At 31.7% G+C, this 17,442-nt stretch carries 16 protein-coding genes and 1 riboswitch; of the genes, 11 read left to right on the top strand and 5 right to left on the bottom strand.

Annotated elements, in window-relative coordinates:
* Positions 1 to 86 precede the first annotated feature (86 nt).
* The 9 genes from bsdtw1_RS17155 to bsdtw1_RS17115 all read left to right on the top strand — a co-directional run bounded on the left by bsdtw1_RS17155 (position 87) and on the right by bsdtw1_RS17115 (position 8,017).
* Positions 87 to 1,253 carry a Ger(x)C family spore germination protein gene (locus bsdtw1_RS17155; protein ID WP_183278771.1) on the top strand — a complete coding sequence of 389 codons (1,167 nt, stop codon included), beginning with the start codon at positions 87 to 89 and terminating at the stop codon, positions 1,251 to 1,253.
* Between the two features lie 24 nt (positions 1,254 to 1,277).
* Positions 1,278 to 1,493, top strand: a complete 216-nt coding sequence (locus bsdtw1_RS17150) for a hypothetical protein (RefSeq protein WP_183278770.1) — start codon at positions 1,278 to 1,280, stop codon at positions 1,491 to 1,493.
* A 158-nt stretch (positions 1,494 to 1,651) separates the two neighbouring features.
* Positions 1,652 to 2,737 carry a GerAB/ArcD/ProY family transporter gene (locus bsdtw1_RS17145; protein ID WP_183278769.1) on the top strand — a complete coding sequence of 362 codons (1,086 nt, stop codon included), beginning with the start codon at positions 1,652 to 1,654 and terminating at the stop codon, positions 2,735 to 2,737.
* Between the two features lie 78 nt (positions 2,738 to 2,815).
* Positions 2,816 to 2,917, top strand: a riboswitch (TPP riboswitch).
* Between the two features lie 132 nt (positions 2,918 to 3,049).
* Positions 3,050 to 4,348 (top strand): phosphomethylpyrimidine synthase ThiC, encoded by a 1,299-nt coding sequence (thiC, locus tag bsdtw1_RS17140; RefSeq protein ID WP_183278768.1) that lies wholly within the window; start codon positions 3,050 to 3,052, stop codon positions 4,346 to 4,348.
* A 41-nt stretch (positions 4,349 to 4,389) separates the two neighbouring features.
* Positions 4,390 to 4,584 (top strand): sulfur carrier protein ThiS, encoded by a 195-nt coding sequence (gene thiS, locus bsdtw1_RS17135; RefSeq protein WP_183278767.1) that lies wholly within the window; start codon positions 4,390 to 4,392, stop codon positions 4,582 to 4,584.
* A gap of 1 nt (position 4,585) precedes the next feature.
* Positions 4,586 to 5,389, top strand: a complete 804-nt coding sequence (gene thiF / locus bsdtw1_RS17130; protein WP_183278766.1) for a sulfur carrier protein ThiS adenylyltransferase ThiF — start codon at positions 4,586 to 4,588, stop codon at positions 5,387 to 5,389.
* Entirely contained in the window at positions 5,389 to 6,153 is a 765-nt protein-coding gene (locus tag bsdtw1_RS17125; protein ID WP_183278765.1) for a thiazole synthase, read from the top strand. The genes thiF and bsdtw1_RS17125 overlap by 1 nt, the downstream gene beginning before the upstream one ends.
* Before the next feature lie 12 nt (positions 6,154 to 6,165).
* Positions 6,166 to 7,269, top strand: coding sequence for a 2-iminoacetate synthase ThiH (gene thiH / locus bsdtw1_RS17120; RefSeq protein ID WP_183278764.1), 1,104 nt, complete (start codon positions 6,166 to 6,168; stop codon positions 7,267 to 7,269).
* 4 nt (positions 7,270 to 7,273) lie between these two features.
* Entirely contained in the window at positions 7,274 to 8,017 is a 744-nt protein-coding gene (locus tag bsdtw1_RS17115; protein WP_244638179.1) for a thiamine phosphate synthase, read from the top strand.
* Between the two features lie 382 nt (positions 8,018 to 8,399).
* Here bsdtw1_RS17115 and bsdtw1_RS17110 read toward each other — a convergent pair whose 3' ends face one another.
* Together bsdtw1_RS17110 and bsdtw1_RS17105 are read right to left on the bottom strand one after the other, a co-directional pair.
* Entirely contained in the window at positions 8,400 to 9,356 is a 957-nt protein-coding gene (locus bsdtw1_RS17110; RefSeq protein ID WP_183278763.1) for an IS1/IS1595 family N-terminal zinc-binding domain-containing protein, read from the bottom strand.
* Between the two features lie 479 nt (positions 9,357 to 9,835).
* The gene (locus bsdtw1_RS17105; protein ID WP_183279839.1) at positions 9,836 to 10,717 is read right to left on the bottom strand and encodes a LysR family transcriptional regulator; all 882 of its coding nucleotides are present in this window, start codon (positions 10,715 to 10,717) and stop codon (positions 9,836 to 9,838) included.
* Positions 10,718 to 11,032: 315 nt separating this feature from the next.
* Between bsdtw1_RS17105 and asd the strand changes: the two genes are divergently transcribed.
* Complete coding sequence (gene asd / locus bsdtw1_RS17100; RefSeq protein WP_183278762.1) at positions 11,033 to 12,112, top strand: aspartate-semialdehyde dehydrogenase; 1,080 nt, start codon at positions 11,033 to 11,035, stop codon at positions 12,110 to 12,112.
* A 194-nt stretch (positions 12,113 to 12,306) separates the two neighbouring features.
* Here the strand turns inward: asd and bsdtw1_RS17095 are convergent, their stop codons facing one another.
* The 3 genes from bsdtw1_RS17095 to bsdtw1_RS17085 all read right to left on the bottom strand — a co-directional run bounded on the left by bsdtw1_RS17095 (position 12,307) and on the right by bsdtw1_RS17085 (position 16,298).
* Positions 12,307 to 13,404, bottom strand: a complete 1,098-nt coding sequence (locus bsdtw1_RS17095) for a GerAB/ArcD/ProY family transporter (RefSeq protein WP_183278761.1) — start codon at positions 13,402 to 13,404, stop codon at positions 12,307 to 12,309.
* Between the two features lie 226 nt (positions 13,405 to 13,630).
* Positions 13,631 to 14,776 (bottom strand): Ger(x)C family spore germination protein, encoded by a 1,146-nt coding sequence (locus tag bsdtw1_RS17090; RefSeq protein WP_183278760.1) that lies wholly within the window; start codon positions 14,774 to 14,776, stop codon positions 13,631 to 13,633.
* A gap of 4 nt (positions 14,777 to 14,780) precedes the next feature.
* On the bottom strand, positions 14,781 to 16,298 hold the full coding sequence (locus bsdtw1_RS17085; protein ID WP_244638178.1) for a spore germination protein: 1,518 nt from the start codon (positions 16,296 to 16,298) through the stop codon (positions 14,781 to 14,783).
* A 436-nt stretch (positions 16,299 to 16,734) separates the two neighbouring features.
* Here bsdtw1_RS17085 and bsdtw1_RS17080 point away from each other — a divergent pair, with 436 nt between their 5' ends.
* Positions 16,735 to 17,421 carry an ABC transporter ATP-binding protein gene (locus bsdtw1_RS17080; RefSeq protein WP_183278759.1) on the top strand — a complete coding sequence of 229 codons (687 nt, stop codon included), beginning with the start codon at positions 16,735 to 16,737 and terminating at the stop codon, positions 17,419 to 17,421.
* Positions 17,422 to 17,442 lie beyond the last annotated feature (21 nt).

Raw genomic sequence — 17,442 nt, 5'->3', positions numbered from 1 at the left:
GGATCTAGTCTCTGTGGATTTTGGGAGCATACAAAATCATAGTTGAGTCAGGAACTCTATAGTTGATACAGAGGTGAAGTGAAATTATGAAAAATATAAAAAATACAATTATGTTGTCCATTTGTGTAATCCTATCATTAAGTCTTACTTCCTGTTGGAGTTCAGTAGAGTTAAATAAATTAGGAATAGTAACTGGCGTTGCTCTAGATAAATCAAGTAAGGCGGAAGATTTAAATATTACAGCTCAGATAGGAGTGCCTAAACTTGAAAAGTCTAACTCAGGGGTGGGTGGTAAAGCACAGTTTATAAATATTAAGGAAAAGGGAAAAAATGTTTCAGATGCTCTTAAGAACATTAGCAGAGAATACAATAGAGAACTTTTCTTCGCACATAATCAAGTAGTTATATTCAACAAAGATTTAGCACAGCAAGGAATAAGTGAACAATTGGATTTCTTTTTAAGACAAAGAGAGATGAGACCTTTAACTTGGATGCTAGTAAGTAATGGGGAAGCTGCAAGTATTCTTGAAACTAATACTAATACACAGGATGACCCAGGGATCAATATAGGCAAATTGATTAAAAATGAAAAAAACGTATCTCAACTTCCAAGCATAAATTTTAAAGAATTTACGGCACGATTAATGAGTAAAACCACTTCACCAGTTATACCAATAATAGATATGAAAACAGTTGATGAGAAAACAAAGGTACCTTATATAGCAAGCACAGCCGTTTTTAAAAAAGACAAAATGATAGGTGAGCTTAATGAAAGTGAATCCATGGGGCTGCTATGGGGAATAAATAAGGTAAAGTATGGAACGATTACAGTAAATTCTCCAAATGGAAATGATAAAGTGGCTGTAAGAATATTAAGAGCAAAGACTCATATAAAACCTAAGGTGGAAGGTGAACATATATATATGAATATATATATTGATGCAGAAGGAGATATATTGGAACAAACATCTTCAGAAGATTTGTCAATACCAAAAATCATCAAGGTTGTTGAGGAAAATGAAAATTTATATATTGGCAATCAAGTTTTGTCTACCTGGAGTAAAGCTAAAGAAATGAATGCAGATGTATTTGGATTTGGAGATCTGATATATAAATATAAACCAAAGAAGTGGAAGGCAATTGAGAATAAGTGGGATACTGAGTTTCAGAAAATAACTGTTAATGTGGAAGTAGATGCAAAAATAAGAAGAATGGGTAAAATAACAAAGCCATCTACTTATCAAGGAAAATAGAAGCATATTTTATGAGGTGAATATATGTTTTTGATGATTATTTCCTTTGTAATTATAATACTTATGGAACTTTCAGAGCTACTGAGAAAAAGGCAATTTAGAGAATTGCTAGCTTTTGGGATATTTACTTTAATCGCATTAATTATAAGTATATTTTATGTTTTGAGAATTCCTATATTCAATCCAGTAGAAATTTTACAATATATAATTAAGGATTTACTTCATTTAAATTATAGATAAATAGAATTTGTATACTAATTTTTTTACATATTTTATTAAAAAACATTATATCCGGAAGTTACTACATTAACTTCTGATAGGCTATAAAAAGTCTAGAAAGAATCACTAAGCTAGATAACATAAATAAGTTTGAAACTATAATGGGAGAAGTGCTGATTATGAAGATAGAGAAGGGCATGATATCAAGCTCAGAGTTAATGTTTCTGATAATAGCCTTACTTCAAGGATCTACGCTCACTGCAACTTTTATAAGTGGAGTTACTAAACAAGATACTTGGGTGGTAGTTGTGGTAAGTATTTTTATACTATGCTTTTTGCTGCAAGTTTATTTAAATTTGGTTCAGCGCTTTCCAGAAAAAAATATTATAGAGATAAATGATATTACATATGGAAAATATCTTGGAAAATTCATATCAATCATTTATATATATCATTTTTGGTTCATAGTGGCTGCAAATTTAAGATTTATAGCTGATTTTTTCTCTACTTTTCTTATGCAGGAAACAGATATTATTGTCTTTATAGTGGCTATAAGTATCGCTTGTATATATGTAATTAGGAAAGGATTAGAGGTTCTAGCAAGAATGGCACCGTTTTTTACTGTTTTTACAATAGTAATAGCCATTATAATTATTATCATGCTTTTTGAGCAATATGATATTAAAAATATGTTACCTATGTTTCAACTTAATTCAATTCAGTTTCTACATGGGGTAAATGTAATAACTGTAATACCATTTGGAGAACTTTTAATATTTCTAATGATATTTCCAAGCGTAAGAGATAAAGAAAATATAAAGAAATATTCTTTCAAAGGGATGTTCATAGGCGTAGCATTTTTCCTATTGATTGTTGTTAGAAATACACTAGCCCTCGGAATAGTAGGTGAATTGGAGATTCAGTCTTCACTTCAAGTTGCAAAGCTAATAGATATCGCTGATATTATCAGCAGGCTAGAATCATTAATAGCAGTTGTATTGTTATTTAATGTATTCATGAAAATTGCGATATTCTGCTATGGAACTGTATTAAGCTTAGCTCAAATTCTTAAACTTAGAACCTACAAACATATGGTTTCACCTATAGTTATTATTAGCATAATATTTTCAATTACTATGTATGAATCACCAGTAAATCAGTCATATACTGCTGCAAATATATATCCAGTCTATGCTTGGATTCCAGAAATATTATTTCCTATAACATCACTTATAATAGCTAAACTTAGAAATTTAAAGCAGTAAATAACCAATATTTAATTTACAAATAAATATAATAGAGGTATAATCGTCATGTAAAACTAATAAAAATTAAATATACCAGATATTTGCTGGGGGTGCCGCAAGGCTGAGAGGGATACTTTATCCTAACTCCATGAACCTGATATGGTTAGAACCATCGTAGGGAAGCAAGGGCTTTATTCGTACTTAAGCTTGCTTTTTGCAAGTTTTTTTATTTGAATAAATATGCTGTTAAGCAGTCTTTTGTATTTCTTACAATTGACTGCTTTTTTGTTTTCTTTATTAAAAAAATTATATTTAAGGAGAGATTATTGTATGAATTACACAACACAAATGGATGCTGCTAAGAAAGGAATTATAACTAAGGAAATGGAAGTAGTTGCAGAAAAGGAAAAACTAGATGTAGAAGTCCTAAGAACACTTATTGCTGAAGGTAAAGTTGTTATTCCTTCAAATAAAAATCATAAATCTTTAAGTGCGGAAGGTGTGGGACAAGGCCTTCGAACAAAGATAAATGTAAACTTAGGAATTTCAAAGGACTGTTGTGACCTTGATGTTGAATTGGAAAAAGTGAGAACTGCGATAAATATGAAGGCTGAAGCAATAATGGATTTATCTAACTATGGAAAAACTGAACACCTAAGAAAAAAGATTGTGGACATGTCTACTGCAATGCTTGGAACAGTTCCGATGTATGATGCTATAGGCTTCTATGATAAAGATCTTAAGGATATAACTGTGGATGAATTTTTCAGAGTAGTGGAAAAGCATGGAGAAGATGGAGTGGATTTTGTAACAATTCATGCAGGACTAAACAAAGAAACTGCTAAGATAGTAAAAAACAATCCTAGACTTACAAACATAGTTTCAAGAGGAGGTTCGTTGCTTTTTGCATGGATGGAACTTAATAAAGCTGAAAATCCATTTTATGAGTATTATGATAGGCTTTTAGATATTTGCGAAAAATATGATATTACAATTTCTTTAGGGGATGCTTGTAGACCAGGTTCTATAAAGGATGCTACTGATCCAGCACAAATAAAGGAATTGATTACTTTAGGTGAACTTACAAAGAGAGCTTGGGAAAGAAATGTACAAGTTATGATTGAAGGACCTGGACATATGCCTCTAAATGAAATACAAGCTAATATGCTTTTGGAAAAAAAACTATGCCATGGAGCCCCTTTTTATGTACTAGGACCTTTAGTAACTGATGTAGCTCCAGGGTATGATCATATAACTTCAGCTATAGGTGGTGCAATTGCGGCTTCTAGTGGTGCTGATTTCTTATGCTATGTTACACCTGCGGAACATTTAAGACTTCCAACCTTAGAAGATATGAAGGAAGGAATAATAGCAGCAAAGATAGCAGCTCATGCTGGAGATATTGCAAAAGGAGTGAAAGGTGCAATGGATTGGGACAATGCAATGAGTAAGGCAAGAGCAGATCTAGATTGGGAGAAAATGTTTGAACTATCCATAGATGAGGAAAAAGCAAGAAGATACAGAAAAGAATCTTCACCAGAAAACCCAGATAGCTGCACAATGTGTGGAAAGATGTGTTCTATGAGAACCATGAAAAAGATATTAAACAATGAGGATCTAAATATTTAGAAGATTTTAAAATAAAGAATTTATATTTGGAGTTGTAATAGATGCTATTAAATGGAGAAAAGAAAGAGTTCAGAGAGAACATAACAGTAGAAGAACTTTTAGAAGAACTAAAGATAAATTCAGATAAAGTTGTTGTAGAAGTAGATAGAATAATTATTGATAAGAATGAATACTCGATTAAAAAGTTAAGATCTGATTCAGAAGTAGAATTAATAAGATTTGTAGGAGGAGGCTAAATTGAGAATATATGTAAATGAGGTTCTAAGGGAAGTAGCAGATGATAGTACAGCTTACTCTATAAGAGAAGATTTTAAGGCAGATGCAGATATACTAATATATAACTCCTTTCCATTAAAGCAAGATATAAAGGTTAAGGCACTAGATAAGATTGTTTTAATAAAAAGAGGAGAGATGCCTTCTAAGGAAGAGCTGGAGGCTCTTATGGTAGCGAGGCATACCCCCTTTGTTCATGAGAAACTTAAAAAAGCTAAGGTTGGTATTGCCGGGCTTGGAGGTCTTGGGTCCAATGCGGCAGTAGCCTTAGCAAGGATGGGTATAGGAAAGCTTTTGCTCATTGATTTTGACATAGTTGAACCTAGTAATTTGAATAGGCAGTATTATTTTGTAAGACATATTGGTATGAAGAAAACAGAAGCTATGAAAGATATAATAAATGATTGTAATCCTTTCGTAGATGTTGAAATAAAAGATATTAGGCTTGATGAAAGTAATATTGAAGATATTTTTCAAGATGTTGATATAATAATCGAGGCTTTTGATGATCCTTCAGCAAAAGCAACTTTGGTAAGAACTGTTTTAAGTGGTATGAAAGATAAGAAAATAATAGCTGCTTCTGGTGTTTCGGGCTTTTACAGCAGTAATTCTATTATAACTAGAAAGCTAAAGGACAATCTTTATATGGTTGGAGATATGGAAACAGAAGCGGCAATAGGCTGTGGGCTTATGGCTTCAAGAGTTGCAGTTGCAGCTAATCATGAAGCAAATGCAGCAGTAAGAATTATTTTAGGGGAGGAAATATAATGGGAGATTTATTAAATATCGGTGGAGTAGAACTTAAAAGTAGACTTTTTGTAGGTACTGGAAAGTATGGTTCAAATAGAATAATTCCAGATATAATAAGAGCTAGCGGAACTCAAGTTGTTACTGCAGCTTTACGTAGAGTTAATTTTAGTGATGAAGAAGAAAATATATTAAATTATATAAGCAATTGTGTTATAATGCCAAATACTTCTGGCGCAAGAAATGCTGAAGAAGCTATAAGACTTGCAAAAATAGCAAAAGCTGCAGGCTGTGGTAACTGGGTAAAGATAGAGATTATGTCAGATAATAAATACTTACTCCCAGATAATTATGAAACTATAAAGGCAACAGAGGTATTAGCGGAAGAAGGTTTTATAGTTCTTCCGTACATGAATCCAGATATCATGGATGCTAAAAGAATGGTAAGTGCAGGAGCAGCTGCTGTAATGCCTCTTGGAGCACCTATTGGAAGTAACAGAGGAATTAGGACAAAGGAAATGATACAAATACTTATAGATGAAATAAAGGTTCCAATCATAGTGGATGCAGGGATAGGTAAGCCATCAGATGCAGCAGAAGCTATGGAAATGGGAGCTGAGGCTGTACTTATAAATACTGCACTTGCTACAGCCGGAGATCCGGTACTTATGGCTGAAGCTTTTAAACTTGCAGTTGAAGGTGGAAGAAAAGGATATTTAGCTAAACTAGGTGTTGAGAAATCTATGGCTGAAGCATCATCGCCATTGACTGGATTTTTAAGATAGGAAGTGAAATAAATGAGTTTTTATGACATAGCTAAAGAAGTTCAGGATTATAATTTTGAGAGCCTTCTTAATGGTATAACAGAAGATAGAATCAGGAGTATACTTAAAAAAGATAGGATAAGTAAAGAAGATTTTTTATGCTTGCTATCACCAGTAGCAGAAAAGTTTTTAGAGCCAATGGCACAAAAAGCACATAATTTAACTATGAGCAATTTTGGAAAAGCTGTAGTTTTGTATACTCCACTATATATTTCAAACTACTGTGTTAATAGGTGTGCTTACTGTAGCTATAACTTAGATAACAATATAAATAGACAAAAGCTTACTATGGATGAAATTGAGAAGGAATGCAAGATTATATATGAAAGTGGACTTAGGCATGTTATTCTTCTTACTGGTGAGTCTAGATTTCATAGCCCAGTATCTTACATAAAGGATGCTGTTAAGATAATGAAAAAGTATTTTAACTCAATAGCAATCGAAATATATCCTTTAGAAGAAGAGGAGTATAAAGAGCTTGTAGAAGCTGGAGTTGATGCACTTACTATATATCAAGAAACTTATAATATGGAGGTTTATGACAAGATACATCTTGGAGGACCTAAAAAAGATTATAGATTTAGACTAGAAACACCAGAGAGGGCTTGCACCGCAGGCATAAGAGGGATTGGAGTTGGTGCTCTATACGGACTTACTGACTGGAGAAAGGAAGCTTATCTTTCAGGGTTACACGCAAAATATATTGAAGATAATTTTCCTCATATGGAGATGAATATATCTATTCCAAGAATAAGACCTCATGCAGGAAGTTTTACTGATTTGCACGAGATTAGTGATAGAAATTTAGTTCAGATAATGCTTGCATCTAAGCTTTTTCTTCCTAGGGCTGGTATAAATATGACAACTAGAGAAAGTGCAGAGTTTAGAGATAATCTTATTCCACTAGGGGTTACAAAGATGTCTGCTGGAGTGTCCACAGAAATAGGTGGACATACCAAGGAGAAGGAAAACAAAGGTGATGGGCAATTTGAAATCTCTGACACAAGAACCGTAGAAGAGATAAAGAGTATGCTTTCATCAAAAGGTTATTGCGCTGTTTTGAAGGATTGGGAATAAATCAATGAAGAAAGATTTAGTCAAAAATGTTAATAAAAATATTGATGAAGATATGCTTGAGGTTATAAATAAAGATATACTAAAGGATACAGATAAAAATGTAAGCGTAATTTCTGAAGGTGGAATCATTAATATAAAAACAGTTATAACCAAAGGAATTTATGTAGTTACTAATAGAAAATTGATTAAAGAGGGAACTCTTCAAGAAATAGCTGAAAGTAGTGTAAAAGGAGGAGCAACAGCAATAATACTACGTGAAAAAGACTTAGAAACTTGTTGTCTCAAGGAACTTGCAATTAAAGTAAAGGAAAAGTTAAGTAACAGTAACGCATTATTTATAATTAACGGAAACTATAAAGTAGCAAAAGCTATTGGTGCCGACGGAGTACATTTAAGCTTTAATGATTTTATGAATTTTGAAGAAAAGTTTGATGGGCTTTTAGGCGTTTCAGTACATTCTCTTGAAGAAGCTAAATTAGCAGAGGAAAATGGTGCCAGCTATTTAATAGCTGGTCATATATTTGAAACCTCTTGTAAGGAAGGTTTCAAAGGAAGAGGCTTAGATTTCTTAAGCAAGATTTGTGAAAGTATAAGAATACCTGTTATAGCTATAGGTGGAATAAGTGAAAATAACATTAGGGATACAATGAAGTGTGGTGCTTATGGTGCTGCTGTAATGTCATCTGTAATGAAAAGCAAAGATCCAGAAAATTATATATGTAGTTTAAAACATAAGTTAGATTTATAGACTTTATAAATACCTTTAAAAACATTTTTATAATGGGTTTGAAGGTATTTATCTTTATATATTTTTTTTACAAAGTTTTTGATATGAGTATTTGTATGGTATAAGTATGAAGATATACTATGAAAATGTATTAAAGTAATGTTGATAATTAGGACAAGCTTTTAAGCTTATTGTGCAATGTTTATAATATATATTCTAGTTAAATTGATTAATCAATCAATTTAATTAAAGTATACTTATTTCAATACTTTTACCGATAAAACTTATTAGAACTTATATATCTAATATTGATCTATGGTGAGTAGCAGGCTTTTGAAAATGTGGTTCTGTCCGAACTTGTGCATCTTTAAAACCATTATAATCAAAATATTGGATATAAAAATTAATATATGTAGCTGTTGATCAACCTAATCCTATCAGTGTTAATGAAGTTGTTCTTTGCTAACGAATAATTATATAAAATATTCCTATAATTTGAGTTTTCATCTATATTCAGAAGTATAAAGTAGCGAAGATATCTTTGTAGATATTTTGTAGCTACCCCGTGAAAGGTACAAAGTAAGGATCTGAGATTTGGTCTGAAATATTTTATTCTTACGTCAACGGGTTCTTGGTGTATTTGAGCTTTATTGTATAATTTTTTAAACTTATTATGCTTTCTTGCGAGGGCTTTCAAATAAGAATTTTGATATGCTATTATATACGAGTCTTTAGCTATTTCTGTATATACTTTTTCATTGAAAGTACGCATATTACATCTGTTTTTAAAGACTGGTTTGGCAAACATATAGTTATCTGATCCAGTTGCTGCAACAATCCCAATAGTATCTCTTGAGCTAGATTTATCTTTCGAATTCAAATTCTCACTTAAGTAGGACTCTTTAATGTTGTTTTCTAAATTTCTAGAACCTTTGAAGTTTTCTTTGACAGAGGCTGTTCCTATATGAATTGTTCCTTTTAAGTTTTTAAGTTTAGCAGCATCTAATGTTAGACTGTGTAGTATTTTATGCCTCCAATAGAAGGCTGTTACCAGGCTTATACCTAGCTTTTTTGCACAAAACCTCAAAGATTTTGTTTCCACGAATAAATCAATAAATTTTATCCATGTACTCGCATCTTTTTTTGAATAACTCCATAATGAGTTAGTTGTTCTTGAAAATGTTCTCTTACAATCTTTGCATATATATCTTTGTATTCCGTTATAAAATCCATATTTAACATGGTTTTCTGAACCACATGCAGGACAATAATTTACTGATCTTGTTTTGTAGAAATCTTTTTTAGAGATTTGATTTGTAAATAGACCTGTTTTTTTTAGTTTCTTACGTTGTTTTATCAATTAAAGCACCTCATAAAAGGAATATTTAAATAGTAGTTATTATCTAAATACTTGCCATTTTACTAAGGTGCTAATCATAATCAACATTTATTTTATACATATTAGCATAGTTTTAATATAGCATAGGATCTTATAGATAAACTACTTCATATTGCAATTTATCCAAATAGAGATTCGTAGAACCATCGAAATCTTTATTTGGAGTTTAATGACTGAAGTAGTTTATTAGTTCAGCGGAATAGATAATCTAGTTTCAAATACAATCAAAATTGACAGTTATGTTGCCGTTAGTAGTCAATATAGCTATTAAATTTACTTTATTAAATAGAGCTAATGTTTTACAGGTTTTTATTTGAAAAACTTGAGAAACAGGATATTAACTATTTATTTCTCTGAAGTTTGGTGTGCTAATATAGGCTTACTCATTTGGTGTTTTTAGTATTAGCTTAATATAATAATAATGTATGAACCTATTTATGCTACATCATTTCCTTTGACAATTTCAAGAAAGCTTTTAAAGCAGGGGAGAGCCATTTATCTTTGTGATAAAGTACCTGAGATACTATACCAAAATCAGGACCTGCCCAATTTAATGGAACTAATCTTCCTTGATTTAATTCTTCCTCTACAGCCACCTTAGGTAAAAGTGTTATTCCTAATCCACTCATAGTAAACTGTTTTATAGCTTGAACACTTCCAGTTTCTAAAACTACATTCGCTTTTAGATTATGGCTGTTTAGAATATTTTCAAACACAGCTCTATAACTACAGCCAAGTTCTGTTAATATTAGAGATTCTTTTGCAATATCTTCAGGTAAGATTTCTTTCTTTTCTAATAGAGGATGTCCAGGTGCTGTTAAAAGAAGCATTGGCTCATCAAAGGATATTTCAGTTACAAAATCATTGGCTTCTATCCTAGTTCCTAAAGAAAAAGCAACATCAATAAAGTTGTCACGAAGAAAATGTCTAAAGTCGGTGCAGTTGCCAAATTTCATGGATACTTCCACATTAGGATAAAGTTTTCTGTATTCCTTTAATATTTCTGGAAGCCTTAGTACGCATAGAGACTCTGCAGCACCTATAGTTAGTACTCCGCTTGGAACATCTTCACTGGTTAAAACATTTTTTATCTCTGAGGAAAGCTTAAGCATCTGTTTGGCATAAGGCAGCAGTTTTTTTCCTTGATGTGTTAAGGTTATGTTTTTTCCTATTCTTTCGAAAAGTTTTACACCAAGCTCGTTTTCTAAAAGTTTAATTTGGGTAGTTATAGTAGATTGAGCATAACCTAAGGAATCAGCAGCTTGGGTAAAGCTTTGTAATTTACATATGGTAATAAAGGAATTGAGCTGTTTTAAGTCAATAATATCATCTCCGTTCAAATTTATAAGGTACTTTAACAGTGTCTAAATTAATAATGTTAACCATTAATGTTTGTGCAAGTAATGAGTTAGATTCAAAAATATAAGTTTAATTATAGAGTTGTCAATCTATACAATAAACATAAGATAATAATGAAAAATGAAATATATTATATAATATGGTATTATCAAAAAAATTGAACATATCAATCAAAACTTTCAATTTTACTAATGCATAAGGTCATGATACCATATATTTAGATGAAACTGTATGGTTAAAATAAATAAACAAGATAATCAGAATTAGGAGTGGATGTTATGAGTGATAAATTAAGAGTAGGACTTATAGGTGGAACTGGAATGGTAGGACAAAGATTGACAATTCTTTTGGACAATCATCCGTGGTTTGAAGTTAAAGTTATAGCAGCAAGTGGAAGATCCGCTGGATTGACTTATGAAGAAGCTGTTAAGAATAGATGGAAGATGGCAAAGCCTATTCCTGAAGTGTTAAAAAATATAGTAATAAAGGATGGAGCATCTGTAGAAGAAATATCTAAAGAGGTAGACTTTGTTTTTTGTGCTGTTTCACTTAATAAAGATAAAACAAAGGAACTTGAAGAATTATATGCAAAACATGAGATTCCAGTGGTTTCATGTAATTCAGCCAACAGAATGGTTGAAGATGTTCCTATGGTTATCCCAGAAATTAACGGAGATCATATAGAAATAATAAATAGCCAAAGAAAAAGACTTGGAACTAAAAAAGGATTTATAGCAGTAAAGCCTAACTGCTCAATTCAAAGCTATGTACCGGCAATAAGTGCCTTGGCTGAATTCAAACCTAAGAGTATATTAGCATGTACCTACCAAGCAATTTCAGGGGCAGGAAAGAATTTTGAAGATTGGCCAGAAATGTTAGATAATGTTATTCCTTATATAGGTGGAGAAGAAGAAAAGAGTGAAAATGAACCACTAAAAATATGGGGCGAAGTCAAGGGAGATAAAATAGAAGATGTTAAGGAACCAATCATAACCACTCAATGTATTAGAGTACCAGTTACTGATGGACATTTAGCAGCGGTGTTTGTAAGCTTCGAAAATAAGCCTTCCAAAGAAGAAATAATAAAGCTATGGGAAAACTTTAATATACCAGAATCAGTAAAAGATCTTCCAAGTGCTCCTAAGAAGTTTCTTAAATATTTTGAGGAAGCAGATAGACCACAAACAAAGCTTGATAGAAACTTTGAAAACGGAATGGGAATAACAATGGGAAGGCTTAGAGAAGACAAGGTGTACGATTATAAATTTGTTTGTCTTTCTCATAATACTTTGAGAGGTGCAGCTGGTGGAGCAGTATTGATTGCAGAACTTTTAAAAGCTCAAGGATATTTATACTAAAAAATTAAGGCTTTCTACTAGTTGAATGTATGATTATGGACTTAACTTCTAATTTCTTAACTTCATTATAATCAGAAGAGATTGAGTTGTTTATGAATTAATTATGCAAAAGAATATTAAAGATTTAAGTAATAGAAATGTAATTAAGTATATAAAGTCAGCCTAGGAAACAACTCTCCTAGGCTGACTTTATATTAGTTACAAGAAACCTGCTTTGATTTTTTCATCTTAAAGTGTGCAAATAGTAAAGTAATAACAGGTATTATAACTTGAAAAGGAAACGCATAGTATTTGTAAATAGATACTGCCCAATATTGCATTTCCATGGTACTGCCATAAAGAGTATAGGCTAAATAACTCATCAATAATCCGGTTTGAATTATTAAGGATTTATAATTCTTAAGTCCAAAAAGTTTACTAATTCCGTTACTCGTAGCTATTAGGCAAAAGCTAACCTTTATGAATATTGCACTTACAAAAACTATTGATACTGAAACCTCCATACGTTGGATGAACTCTCCTAAATGTATCCTACTTATAGCAACATAAGAAGGAAAGTATAGGAGGCCTAATGTACTTGGACCTAATATCATTATGTTTCGCATTGATATATATACAATATATGCTGAAGCAATTACGACGCCTTTAATGAGTACTTTATAAGAGGAATTTCTTTTTTCTAAGCAAGAGAAAACCCCTGTCAAAACAACTACTTCAGCAAAGGGAAATGAAAAAGCTGAGAAGGTACCATTTAGGAAATCAGTAATTTCTACACCAAAAAGAGGTTTTAAATAATGAGGTCTCATTTGTGATAGTGACAAACTTGCAATTATAAAAACAAAGGTTATGCAAATTGTCAATAGGATTCTTGAAGTTCTGGCCATTACCTCTACTCCATGAGTTGAGCTCCATATGCATAATAATGATATACACATTATGGTTACTATCATCGGTGTTTCTGGAAAAGCTAGAGTATTCATAAATTCTGCGAAGTTACGAATAACCAATGCTCCTAAGTGAAAAAAGTACCATATATATAATATGCAAATAAACTTACCTACATACTTTCCATATAACAATAGAAATATATCAAATATATCTTTTTTAGGAAATAGGTATAAAAGTCTACAATACACTAGCAGTATAGGTATCACTAAAATAGTTGCTACTATAATAGCAAGCCAGCTGCTATTTTTTGCCTCTCCGGCAGCACCAAGTATCATGGTACTGCCAAATACAAATAACATAACTGTACTAACTGCGAGTTTATCACGAATAACTTCATTTTCCATAAATGACCACCTGTATTATTATTTCAACATAAATTTGAAGAGTTTTTCTATTGGCTTCGAAGGGCTAAAAATATCTATTTTAAGAGCTAATGATACAGCTATAATAAAGGATAAAATGCACATTAAGCTGCTTATATAAAAATCTTTCTTAAGCCCTTGCTTAAATAAATTAACCTGATCTACTAAAATAATTACTATGTAAAACAAAATAACTACTATTAACATGTTAATCACCTATTTCTAGCGGTTTAGAGGTAGTAGCGCTATTTTTTATCTTAATTTTAGAAGTAACGGATACTGGCAAATCTTTAAACTTATCGCTCCAAGACGTTGATAGTTTTTTCCATGTCTTTGGCATATCTTCACGTACTTTAGTTCCAAAACCAAATATATCACTGCCATATTCTTCTTGAACTTTCTTTATAGAACTATATATAGAGTTTTCGAGAACTAAAGAAGCATTTCTTTCTATTTCTTTTCTCTGCTCCTCTTTAAAAAATTCAATTAAAGGTTGATCTTCAGCCATAGCTACTACGGTTTCTGTCATAATACTAATTTTAAGAGAATCATCTTTCAAAATAGGCTTTATTTTAGTTTTACTTTGGAAGATTTCTAATGTAAGTGGTTTTTGATTTTCGGTATATACTAGCAAAATACCACCTTTGATTTGATTAAAGGCAAAAAGTAAATACTTAGTTTCAGTTCCTTCAATTATTCCAATTAGAGCATCTCTTTTAAATATAGCAATTCCATCTATACTTGGAGTTGGGGAACCAGATTGTCTGGCTAGTATAACCCTTGGAACAGTAGCACTTCTCCCTTGCTGTATTAAGCTATCAGCAAAGTCCCAGAGATCAAGGATAGGGGCTCTAGAAGCAAGTTTTTGATTCCTTAATTGGTTAGCTAGTTCTAATGACATAATCTTTCCAGAGGTTGGTGAAGCAGTTATTATTTCCTTAGCAGTTTTCTCACTGGAAACTAATAGATACATATCTGATCTAGTTTCTGCATCCCTAATAAACCAGTCGATAATATTTCCAAGCCCTTCTCTTGCTATAGAAGTGCTAACTATTATGCACTTAGCATGGCTCCAGTAAAGCTTTCTATCGGAAATTGTAATCATATTCCTTGCTATATCGAAAATAGAATCACCAGTGAGGGTGATATATCTTGGCACTGATTTTGACTCTTTACCGCTTTCAATATCGATAATTTCAGCTGTCATTTCATATTTTTTAGAAGTTTCACTTTTATCAATAGCTACTCCAGCAACTATAGCCATACTTTCTATCTCTCTGTAGTTCCAACAGCCTGTTAGATTAACGGTAATAATTAATATTAGTAAGGTTGGAATAGATTTTGAAATCTTCATTGTATCACCTGCTTTTCCCTTTAATACGACCTTTTACAGAAATCTTGTAATTGTGCAAGCTTAGATACCACCAAGGAGCCCTTATAGGTGAATCTGATATAGATTCTGAATTGAAAGATCCTACTGTATTCATATAATTAACTCCAAAAGAACGTAAACTCATAAGATACACAATGAAGCCTATTACACCAAAGAGATAACCATAAATGCCTAAAAAAGCTGATAGAACAAGAAAGATAAATCTTAGAAGTATGGTTGCACTTATTATTTTTATATTTAGTAGACCTACAATTCCAGTTATGGCTACGATTATAACCATGGGTGCACTTACAAGTCTAGCATCTACGGCTGCTTGACCTAATACTAACGCACCTACGATACTTATGGCTTCACCCAAATCAGAGGGAAGTCTTGTTCCAGCCTCTCTTAAAACTTCAAAACTGAAGATCATTAGTATAGCTTCTAAAATTGTTGGTAAAGGCACATTTTCTCTGGCTGCATAAATACTAAGTAATAGATTTGTGGGTATCATTTCTTGATTATAGGTTACAATGGATATATATAGTGACGGAACACTTACAGTAAATATAAAGCCGATTATTCTTATAACACGATTAAAAGACATAAAAAAGTAATTATTATAATAATCTTCACCAGCCTGAAAATATTCAATGAATAAAAAAGGAACAGTTAATGCAAAAGGAGTTCCATCAACTAATATAGCTATACGGCCCTCAAGAATTTTTCCAACTACAACATCTGGTCTTTCAGTGCTTCCAACAGTCTCAAAAGGAGATAATGGATTATCCTGTATTATTTCTTGGATATATTGAGAATCAAGTACACTGTCAATATCTATTTGATCTAGTCTATTAATCAATTCATTTAATATCTTATCTTGAACCTTACCTTCTATATAACATAAACATATATTTGTATTGGTTTCTGTACCTATTCGCCTAAATTGGAATTTTAAATTTGTACTTTTAGCTCTTCGTCTTATTAATGATAAGTTAATCAGTAGACTTTCGGTAAAGCCTTCCTTTGATCCTCTCAGAGCTTTTTCAGAGGTAGGTTCAGTTACTGATCTAAACTCAAAATCTTTTGAATCAATTATAAGAACGGATGAGGAGTGGTCTACTAGAAGTACAGTATCACCACCTATAATACAATTTATAATTTCATATATATCAGTAGATTCTTTTACATCGCTAGAAGGAAGAATCTGATTCATCAGTTTATAAAATATATTATCTGGATTATCTTTAGAAAGATCAGCTTTCAAAATAGGTGTTATAATGTGTTCACTTATATAATCATTGCTTACCATTCCGTCAATAAAGATAGTAGAACATCTTATACTGTTTTGGTATTGATTTTGAATATTTCGTATTCTAAATGTATCATCTTTTGCAAAGATTTCTCTAAACAATGTAATATTTGAGTCAAGTGAAGTAGAAAGCTTTTTATTATAGTCAGCTTTTGTTTGGTTTTGATTTTTCTGACCATCATTTATATTCAATAACGGACACCTCCTTCTAAGGTTAACCCTAGGTAATCCTAATATTCTTCAGTAAATATTCTAAATCTAGGAGTCAACGGTTATGGGTGTAAAAATATATAACTATTGTTTCTATATAAGTTTTTATTTATTCACATTAAGAGCAATATGTAGTGAGTACGATATAGTTAATTTAAGTTATAGACGATAGAAGAACTTTTGTCTTACAGTTTTGTAAGGAACAGAGCCATTTTGTAAGTGTACTGATATAGAGCAGAAAACTAATAATGGATATAATTAGAACATGATGTTGGTTGTTGATTCACATAGAATGGCTGATTGAAGGTGCAAACCAATGAGAAAATTAGGTAAATCAGAATGGTAAAAATTGTAACCAGGAGTTACAAAATTAATTGATAACCTCAATAGTATAAAAAGTTAAGGGAGAGAAGAGTAAATGGAGATATTAAAGGTAGAAAGTTTAAATAAAACCTATGGAAAGGGAGAAAACAAGGTTCAAGCTCTAAAAGATGTGAGTTTATCTATAAACAAAGGTGAGTTTGTAGCTATTGTAGGGGCTTCAGGTTCAGGGAAGAGTACACTTTTACATCTTTTAGGTGGGTTAGATATACCTACTAGCGGAAGGGTAATTATAGATGGAGAAAGCATTTATGATTACAAAGAAGAAAGACTTGCGATTTTTAGAAGAAGAAAGATAGGTTTTATATTTCAATTTTTTAATTTAATCCCTGTATTAGATGTAGAAGAGAATATTTCCTTGCCAGCACTTTTAGACAATGAAAAAGTTGATAAGAAATATTTAAATGAAATAATTGAAATTTTAGGGTTAACAGATAGAAAAGGACACTTGCCGTCAGAGCTTTCAGGAGGTCAGCAGCAAAGAGTGTCTATTGGAAGAGCTCTTCTAAATAAACCTTCAATAATACTTGCTGATGAACCTACTGGAAATCTGGATAGTAAAAACTCAAAAGAGGTTATAGAGCTTCTAAAATTTACTGCGAGAAAATACAATCAGACTTTAATACTTATAACTCATGATGTAAATATAGCAACTATGGCAGATAGAGTTATAACAATAGAGGATGGAATGATAATTTCTGATAAAACTTTGAAAAGCAGATAATATTAGAAGCAAGGGGGAAAA

The organism is Clostridium fungisolvens, from assembly GCF_014193895.1.
Taxonomy (GTDB): Bacteria; Bacillota; Clostridia; order Clostridiales; family Clostridiaceae; genus Clostridium_AR; species Clostridium_AR fungisolvens.
The sequence above is the reverse complement of the archived record's forward strand: the minus strand, read 5'-3'. Positions and strand labels throughout refer to the sequence as shown.

Bases quoted from the DNA above. Each gene is read 5' to 3' on its own strand.
- bsdtw1_RS17145 (WP_183278769.1), top strand. From the start codon at position 1,652: ATGAAGATAGAGAAGGGCATGATATCAAGCTCAGAGTTAATGTTTCTG.
- thiC (WP_183278768.1), top strand. From the start codon at position 3,050: ATGAATTACACAACACAAATGGATGCTGCTAAGAAAGGAATTATAACT.
- thiS (WP_183278767.1), top strand. From the start codon at position 4,390: ATGCTATTAAATGGAGAAAAGAAAGAGTTCAGAGAGAACATAACAGTA.
- bsdtw1_RS17095 (WP_183278761.1), bottom strand. From the start codon at position 13,404: ATGGAAAATGAAGTTATTCGTGATAAACTCGCAGTTAGTACAGTTATG.
- bsdtw1_RS17150 (WP_183278770.1), top strand. From the start codon at position 1,278: ATGTTTTTGATGATTATTTCCTTTGTAATTATAATACTTATGGAACTT.
- bsdtw1_RS17155 (WP_183278771.1), top strand. From the start codon at position 87: ATGAAAAATATAAAAAATACAATTATGTTGTCCATTTGTGTAATCCTA.
- bsdtw1_RS17080 (WP_183278759.1), top strand. From the start codon at position 16,735: ATGGAGATATTAAAGGTAGAAAGTTTAAATAAAACCTATGGAAAGGGA.
- asd (WP_183278762.1), top strand. From the start codon at position 11,033: ATGAGTGATAAATTAAGAGTAGGACTTATAGGTGGAACTGGAATGGTA.
- bsdtw1_RS17125 (WP_183278765.1), top strand. From the start codon at position 5,389: ATGGGAGATTTATTAAATATCGGTGGAGTAGAACTTAAAAGTAGACTT.
- bsdtw1_RS17090 (WP_183278760.1), bottom strand. From the start codon at position 14,776: ATGAAGATTTCAAAATCTATTCCAACCTTACTAATATTAATTATTACC.
- thiH (WP_183278764.1), top strand. From the start codon at position 6,166: ATGAGTTTTTATGACATAGCTAAAGAAGTTCAGGATTATAATTTTGAG.
- bsdtw1_RS17115 (WP_244638179.1), top strand. From the start codon at position 7,274: ATGAAGAAAGATTTAGTCAAAAATGTTAATAAAAATATTGATGAAGAT.